The 7,278-nt window shown below is 60.7% G+C and carries 7 protein-coding genes; 5 read left to right on the top strand and 2 right to left on the bottom strand.

Annotated elements, in window-relative coordinates:
- Positions 1–124 precede the first annotated feature (124 nt).
- Positions 125–823 (top strand): hypothetical protein, encoded by a 699-nt coding sequence (locus FVQ81_07725; GenBank protein MBW7996439.1) that lies wholly within the window; start codon positions 125–127, stop codon positions 821–823.
- Positions 816–2,471, top strand: coding sequence for an amidohydrolase family protein (locus FVQ81_07720; protein MBW7996438.1), 1,656 nt, complete (start codon positions 816–818; stop codon positions 2,469–2,471). Before FVQ81_07725 ends, FVQ81_07720 begins: the two co-directional genes overlap by 8 nt.
- Positions 2,472–2,481: 10 nt before the next feature.
- On the opposite strand, the gene FVQ81_07715 is transcribed toward FVQ81_07720, so the two are convergent.
- Positions 2,482–2,787: an MTH1187 family thiamine-binding protein gene (locus FVQ81_07715; protein MBW7996437.1), complete on the bottom strand. Its 306-nt coding sequence runs from the start codon at positions 2,785–2,787 to the stop codon at positions 2,482–2,484.
- A gap of 329 nt (positions 2,788–3,116) precedes the next feature.
- Here FVQ81_07715 and rnr point away from each other — a divergent pair, with 329 nt between their 5' ends.
- Both rnr and FVQ81_07705 read left to right on the top strand, forming a co-directional pair.
- Positions 3,117–5,318: a ribonuclease R gene (rnr, locus tag FVQ81_07710; GenBank protein ID MBW7996436.1), complete on the top strand. Its 2,202-nt coding sequence runs from the start codon at positions 3,117–3,119 to the stop codon at positions 5,316–5,318.
- Positions 5,315–5,809, top strand: a complete 495-nt coding sequence (locus FVQ81_07705) for a hypothetical protein (GenBank protein ID MBW7996435.1) — start codon at positions 5,315–5,317, stop codon at positions 5,807–5,809. Before rnr ends, FVQ81_07705 begins: the two co-directional genes overlap by 4 nt.
- A gap of 104 nt (positions 5,810–5,913) precedes the next feature.
- Here FVQ81_07705 and rpsT read toward each other — a convergent pair whose 3' ends face one another.
- Positions 5,914–6,171, bottom strand: coding sequence for a 30S ribosomal protein S20 (gene rpsT, locus FVQ81_07700; protein ID MBW7996434.1), 258 nt, complete (start codon positions 6,169–6,171; stop codon positions 5,914–5,916).
- A gap of 78 nt (positions 6,172–6,249) precedes the next feature.
- Here rpsT and FVQ81_07695 point away from each other — a divergent pair, with 78 nt between their 5' ends.
- Positions 6,250–7,269: a hypothetical protein gene (locus tag FVQ81_07695; protein ID MBW7996433.1), complete on the top strand. Its 1,020-nt coding sequence runs from the start codon at positions 6,250–6,252 to the stop codon at positions 7,267–7,269.
- The last annotated feature ends 9 nt before the right edge of the window (positions 7,270–7,278 follow it).

Here is a 7,278-nt window from a genome sequence, read left to right as displayed (position 1 = left end):
TTCGAAAAACTTAAATTACTGAAACCCAATCAACCTCAATTAGCTCTGTCCCTCAAATTTTAACCGGACAGTACTGAATTAGGGTTTTGAAATAACCTCTAGTGAATCCACGGGAGCGTCGAGCGTGAAGCATCACCTGCCAGACCTGAGTGGAACTCCCCCCGGAGGCCGCCCGCTGGCCCTGGCGGCGATGGCCGTGTTCGCCGTGGCGATGGCCTACATGGAAGCGGCGATCGTGGTCTACCTGAGGAAAATTTACTACCCCGGAGGTTTCGCCTTCCCGCTGGTTCCTATCGACGGGCAGATCCTGGTTGTCGAAATCGGCCGGGAGTTAAGCACAATCGTGCTGCTGAGTGCGGCGAGCTGGTTCGCCGGGCGGAGGCTGGCCGAGCGGTTCGCCCTGTTCTGTTTCGCGTTCGCTCTCTGGGATATTTTCTATTACGTCTGGCTCAAGGTGATTTTGGGCTGGCCGTCCAGCCTGCTCACCTGGGACGTCCTGTTCCTGATTCCGCTGCCGTGGATCGGGCCGGTGCTGTCGCCGCTGCTGGTTTCCCTGTCACTGCTTACCGGCTCGCTGATTATTTTCAAGCGGCTGAACATGGGCGGAGTGTTCCGTCCCAACTGGCGGGAATGGATTATTGCCTGCGGCGGAGTCTGGCTGATTCTGCTGTCGTACACGGTTGACCTTGACGCCGGTTTCGGCCGCGCGATGCCCGAGCCCTACCGCTGGGAATTCCTGATCGTCGGGATCGCCGCCGGGTTTTTCGCCCTGATGCGCAGCCTGCTCAGAACTGCGAATCTAGAGGAATCAACCGATGAGTGAAACGGCGTATTTCGACGCCAACGCTACTTTCGGCAGGGCCTGCGCCCGGTTGCCCGGCGCCCCGTACGACATGCCGGGCCTGATCGATGAGTTGGACCACTGCCGGATCAGCCGGGCGCTGGTGTTCAACGCCGCGGCCCGCGAACTGGACAGCAGGAGGGCCAACCGCGAGCTGGCGGAGCAGCTTGCCGGTGAGAACCGTCTGCTGGGGCAGGCCGTGATCAGTCCCGCGCCCTACGGCCGGGACCGGGACCTGGCCGACGAGCTGGACGAATGGCTTGAGCTGGGTTTCCGCGCCTTCCGGGTGTTCCCGCTCTGGCATGGAGCGGACCTTGCCGGCCCGCGGATGAGCCGGGTGCTTTCTGCTCTGGCCGAAAAGAAGCTTCCCCTGTGGGTGGACTACGACCAGTTCTGGTACAATTTCCGTCAACTGGGCCAGCACGAGCAGCGCTCGCTGAATCTGGCTGAAATCCACAGCCTGGCAAGCGATTATCCCGACCTGCCGCTCGTACCTGTCGGCGCAAACTGGACCCACCATACCCGTCTGTTCCGCCTGCTGGACGAGGTAGAAAACGTGCTGGTCGAGACCTCGCTGATGCAGGGGTTCGAGGCTATCTCTTACATATGCCGTAACTGGGGTGCGGAGCGTTTGCTGTTCGGCACCGGGATGCCCGTGTCCGCGCCGGGAGCCGCCCGCGCCGCACTGGCCTATGCCGATATTTCCGGGCAGGAGCGGGCGCAGGTGGCAGCGGGCAACCTGGCCGGGCTGCTGGGCCAGCCGGAGACACACTCGCTGCCGGAGCAGGCCGGCCGCTCCCCTCTGCTGGCCGCCGCCGACCGAGGCGAACCGTTGCTTGAGAGGATCGAAATTTTCGACTGCCACGGCCATATTGCGCCGGTTGGGGTCGATGGGATCCTGGGGCTGAGCCTGGGACCCCAGGACGCGGATTCAATCGTGAGACGCCTGGACCGGATCGGCATAAAATCACTCTGTGTAAGCAGTTGGGAAATCCAGGGTGGCGATGCGCTGAAGGGCAATCTCCTGGCCGCCGATGGAGCGGAGAGCCATCCGGGACGGATTCTGCCCTATGCGGTGGTCAATTCCAATTACCCCGAGGACTGGGACCGGCTGGTGGAGGAATGTTTCGTCAGCAGGGATTTTTTCGGATTCAAACCGTATCCCACCAGCCAGCGCCGGGCGATTTCCGATCCCGCTTTCCGCGAGATGCTCAAAATGGCCGACCGGCGCCGCCTGCCGATCCTCTGCCATTTCGGGTTCGAGCCGCTGGCGGGGGTAAGTCCCGGAGAACTGCGGCTGCTCGCTCCGCTCTACCCCGGCGCGCAGTTCCTGATCGCCCATGCGGGGGCCTCCCACCGTCTGGCCGACTCGGTGACCGATCTGGCTGTCGAATTCGATAACGTCTGGCTGGAGATCAACTACACCTCGGTACCCTTCGGGATGATCTCCCACCTGATCCGTAACGCCGGCGTGGAGAAGATCCTGTTCGGCACCGATACGCCCATGCGCGATCCAGCGCCGATCCTGGGCTGGGTGCTCTACGACCACCTGGACGACATCGAGCGCGAAGCTGTGCTGGGTGGTAATTTCATGCGGCTGATCGAGCGGACAGGCTACAAGCTGAGATAAGCGCTCAATCCTACTTGCTGACCTCGTGTCCCAGTCGTTTTTCCACCGAGCTGATCTTGCCGCGCAGCTTGCCGGTTACCCCTTTCTGGTCATCCACTTTCATCACCAGGTAAATCCGCTCGTGTTTTTCCAGCAGGCGTTTGCGGCAGCGCCCGATCAGTTCGATAACCTCGTCCCATTCGCCCTCGATCAGCGTACCCATGCTGGTCAACTGGTAGGGCAGGCCGCTCTGCTCGATCATTTCGATCACTCCGGCCACGTCCTCGCTCAAACCGCTCGCTTTTCCCAGCGGAAACATGCTTATCTGTGCCAGCATCGTACTCTCCTCTCCTCATCGTTCCCGGTGCAGCGGAGGGCACAGTGGCGCCCTCAGCGGATTTCAGGTTTTTAAAATTCGGATTGGACATTTCGGTCCCAATTGATTAAAATATATGGGGGCCTCCGTTACGCAAGTTTCGGGGGCCGAATTATAAGTGGCACTTTCGGATCCCGGCAAGTGGGCCGGGCGGGCGCGGGAGCGCCGGACGGAAGTATTGTTACGCTCCGCAGCCTGATTACAGCCACCGGGCCTTGTACGGAAGCGAGATTTTGAAACGGCCGGTCCGGTGTTGATGATGGGTGCGGCCGGGGGAGTAAAGAAGTTAAATGGGTATCAGTAAGAAAGCTCTGCGGAAGTATTTTGAGCAAGCGGAACACGGTTCGCCGGTAAAGGCAAAACAGATCGCCAGTGACCTGGGCGTCAAGCATAAAGATTATCCTGTGCTCAAGCAGGTCCTTCAGGAGCTTGCCGATGAGGGCCTGCTGAACAGGGTGAAAAAGAACGCGTTCGCGCTGCCCGGAGGCGGAGAAACCGTATCGGGCAGAATGCAGATCGTCAGGCGCGGGTTCGGCTTTTTAATCCCCGATTCCGGCGGCGATGACGTATTTGTGCCGGGACACAGTCTCGGCGGCGCGTTCGATGGGGACAAGGTGGAGGTGGAGGTCACCGGCCGCTCGCGGGGGGACAAGCCCGAGGGCGAGGTGCGGCGGATAACCGGCCGCGCCAGGCGAAGGTTCGTGGGCGAGTTGCAGAAACGTTCAAAGTTTTCGCGGCTGCTGCCCAATGAAGAGAGTATAACCACCGAAATCCTGATCCCGGCTGAGGAAACCAGCCGGCTGAAAAACGGCCAGAAGGTCATGGTCGAGATTTTCGACTGGGGCGACGGCAGCTGTAAGCCGCTGGGCAAAGTCCTCAGGGTTCTCGACCGGCCGGACAGTCCGCCGGACGAAGAGATAATCCTCAAGTACGAATTCCCCGAAAAGTTCCCCGCCGTATTGCTCAGGGAGGCCGCAAGGCTGGCTGTCGAGCCGTCGGAGCAGTTGTTCGAGGGCCGCAGCGATTACCGTCACCTCGACACATTTACAATCGATCCGGTCGACGCCGCGGATTTCGACGATGCGCTGAGCTGGCGTCCGCTGCCTGAGGGCGGCGCGGAAGTGGGCGTGCATATCGCCGATGTCAGCCACTACGTGCTGCCCGGCAGCTCGCTCGACGAGGAAGCCCGCGAGCGGGCCACCAGTATCTACCTCCACGAGGCCTACGTGCCGATGCTGCCGGAGGACCTCAGCTCGGGAGTCTGTTCGCTGGTGGAGGGTAAGGACCGGTTCGTGATGTCCGTGATGATCCGTCTGGACTCACGGGGACGGATCGTGGGCCACCGGCTGACGCCGTCGGTAATCCGCAGCGATAAACGTCTCGATTACGAACAGGCCCAGCAGATAATCGAAATGGAAGCCGGGGCGGGAAATTTCAGCGAGACCACCGTGAGGGCGGTTAAATCGCTGGCCGATCTGAGCAAGAAGCGGATAGAACTGCGCGCCGACAGCGGACGGATGGATTTCGATCTGCCGGAGCCGCTGGTTCTGCGCTCAGCCGCGGGCAAACCCGTGGAAATAATCCGCAAGCCGCGCCTGGACAGCCACCGTCTGGTGGAAGAGTTCATGATCACGGCCAACGAGCTTGTGGCTGGAAGGCTGACCGAGCGCAAGCTGCCGACGCTTTATAGAATCCACGAGCCGCCCGACCCTGAAGGCGTGGATAACGTGAATTTCAAACTGCGGACTATCGACAGGTCGCTGGAGATTCCCGCCGACGCCGACAAGCTGTCGCCGGCGGCGTATTCGGCCGTGATCGAGAGGGCGGAGGAACTGGGGCTGGGGGAGCTGGCCTCGCTGATCGTGGTCCAGTCGATGAAGCGCGCGTTGTACAGTGTCGAGAACCGGGGGCATTTCGGCCTGGCCAGCGAGAGCTACACACATTTTACCTCGCCGATACGCCGCTATCCGGACCTGGTGATCCACCGGCTGCTCAAGTACCTGATCGCCGAGGAGCGCGAGGGCACCCAGCATCCGGAAGACCTGCTGAGCGTCAGCTCGCTGGCCGAGATCGCGGTCCACTGCAGCAGCCGCGAGCAGATGATCGAGTCGGCGGAGCGGGAGAGCGACGACCGGGTGGAGGCGCGGTTTATGCAGCGCCACGAGGGTGAGAAATTCGACGCCCTGATCACCGCGGTCAAGTCGAACGGGTTCAGGGTCCGGCTGAAGAATGTCTACGTTGAGGGCTACGTTTACGCCGGCCGGATGGAGGACGATTTCTACGAACTCTCTAGCGAGGAAGCCGCGCTTGTCGGGAAAAAATCAGGCAGGATTTTCCGCCTCGGCCAGACACTTGAAGTCGTGCTCGTGGAGTCCGATCCGGAACGACGGCGGATAGATTTTCTGCCCGCCGTACTGCTGGAGAACGGGGCGCGGCCGAAAGCAAGCCAGAATAGACGTGGCAGGAGAAACAGAAGGAGCGAAAAAAAATGAATTCGCCGCTGCACGACCATGATTTAACCCGGAAAAAAGGTAACGGGACGCCTCCGGTTGCGCGGGCAGGGCATGTCAAGCGGCAGGGGTCCGGGATAAGAATGGTATACGAGGACGAGTTGCGCAGGGCCTGCAGCGGCCGTGCTATCGACGACCAGCAGGTGGCGCGCTGGCTGGAGATCCGCCGCATGCTGCCGATCAATCGCTGGATCGACCGTAACGCGGTAATCCATGCGGATAAGGACGAGCTGGCGGGGCTGAAGAGCGAAATCGAAGATTTCCTCGCGGTGTTCCAGACCGAGGCCGGGGAGTTCCCGTTTGAACTCGACATGAACCGCAACTATTACAGGGCCGCTGTCAACCTGATGGGTGCCTTACCGCCGGGATCATCGCCGGACGGGAAGGGGCAGCGGATGCTTACGGGCCTGATGGTGATGGTGGACCTGAAGGACGCCCGCCTGGCGACGCAGATTCTGGAATCGATCGCCTGAGGCGCGCTTTACCGCGGCCGAAAGACCCGGACGAAAAAGGGCAGGTCCTTTCGGGACCTGCCCTTTTTGACTATTCCTGATCGAAATCCTGCTGTTCTGGATTGCTATTTGCCCAGGCTATCGACAAACTTACTGAGTCTGCTTTTATAACGGCTGCCGGTGCTGGGGTGGATCACTTTGTTTTTGACAGCCTTGTCCACGCTGGAGAACACCTGGGGCAACAGCTTGGTCGCTTCCTCGGGGCTTTCGGCGGCTCTCAGTTTCTTGATGAAAGTACGCATGGTGGCGCGACGTTTGCGGTTGCGCTCCCTGCGGATCAAACTCGTTTTGTGGCGTTTGATCGCGCTTTTTACGTTCGGCACGTCCGTCCTCCGTTAACTCGCTTTACTGTTTACCCGTATTATGCCATAATATTTTCAGGCTCGAATTGTGCTAAGATAATGTTTTCTGGCGGTTTGTCAATGTTTTTCACCGGGAAATCCTTTGGTCTGACATTTGTCCTCGCAGTGCTGATATTCTCTGCCGCACAGCATTGCACGGCCGGGCCGCTGGCAATCGCCGATGATTACCAGGCGATGAGCATTGGCCCGGCAACGGTCTATTACCAACCGCCGGACTCCCGTGTGGCCCGCCGCTACCTCGACTGGGCGGCCGCCTACCGGCCACGCCCCGCCTGGCTTGCATCAAGCCGCCTGCAAAGCCTCTCGGTCTATATCGCTCCCTCGCTGCAGGAGTTCTACCGTCTCAGCGGCGGCAGGCTGCCCGAATGGGGCGTTGCCTGCGCCATCCCCGGCACCGACGTGGTGATCGTGCGCTCACCGCGGATTGTCGAGTTGTGGCGCGAGGACCCCCGCGAGATTCTCTACCACGAGATAACACATGTCTTCCTGGACCAGCTGATGGCCGGGGCCGAGGTCCCCCGCTGGTTCCACGAGGGCTACGCCCAGTATGTAAGCCGGATGTGGGGCGTGGACAGCTTCCTGGAATTTTCTGTGGCGATGCTGATGGGCCGCGTGTTCTCACTCGACAACCTCGAGCGGAGTTTCCCGGATGACGAGAACCAGGCCCAGCGGGCCTACCTTCAGAGTTACACGGTTATCGAGTTCATGTTTACCCGCTGGAACGAGCTGCAGATGCAATTACTGATGGAGCGCTGGCGCAATACCGGCGACCTGGACACGGCTCTGCGCTCCAGCCTTGGCCTGACCCTGGGCCAGATGGAGGGCCAGTGGCGCGAATGGGCCGGGGTGCGCTACGGCTGGCTGAAGCTGCTGACCAGCGCCACCTTGGTCTGGATCGCCATCTCGCTGCTGTTTATCGCTATTTTTTTCACCCTCCGCAGACGATTCCGTCGCAAGTTGGAACAGATGCAGTTCCGCGAGCGCCGGCAGGCGGAATCGATCACACCGGCCACGCCGTATCGCGGGCCGGCCGGTTCGGATGCGGATGGAAATCTGTAACCAATTCCC

The sequence above is a fragment of the Candidatus Glassbacteria bacterium genome (assembly GCA_019456185.1).
Lineage (GTDB): Bacteria > Gemmatimonadota > Glassbacteria > GWA2-58-10 > GWA2-58-10 > JAJRTS01.
Note: the sequence above shows the minus strand (reverse complement) of the source record. Positions and strands in the feature narration are given on the sequence as shown.

Bases quoted from the DNA above. Each gene is read 5' to 3' on its own strand.
- FVQ81_07715 (MBW7996437.1), bottom strand. From the start codon at position 2,787: ATGCTGGCACAGATAAGCATGTTTCCGCTGGGAAAAGCGAGCGGTTTG.
- FVQ81_07720 (MBW7996438.1), top strand. From the start codon at position 816: ATGAGTGAAACGGCGTATTTCGACGCCAACGCTACTTTCGGCAGGGCC.
- FVQ81_07695 (MBW7996433.1), top strand. From the start codon at position 6,250: ATGTTTTCTGGCGGTTTGTCAATGTTTTTCACCGGGAAATCCTTTGGT.
- rnr (MBW7996436.1), top strand. From the start codon at position 3,117: ATGGGTATCAGTAAGAAAGCTCTGCGGAAGTATTTTGAGCAAGCGGAA.
- FVQ81_07705 (MBW7996435.1), top strand. From the start codon at position 5,315: ATGAATTCGCCGCTGCACGACCATGATTTAACCCGGAAAAAAGGTAAC.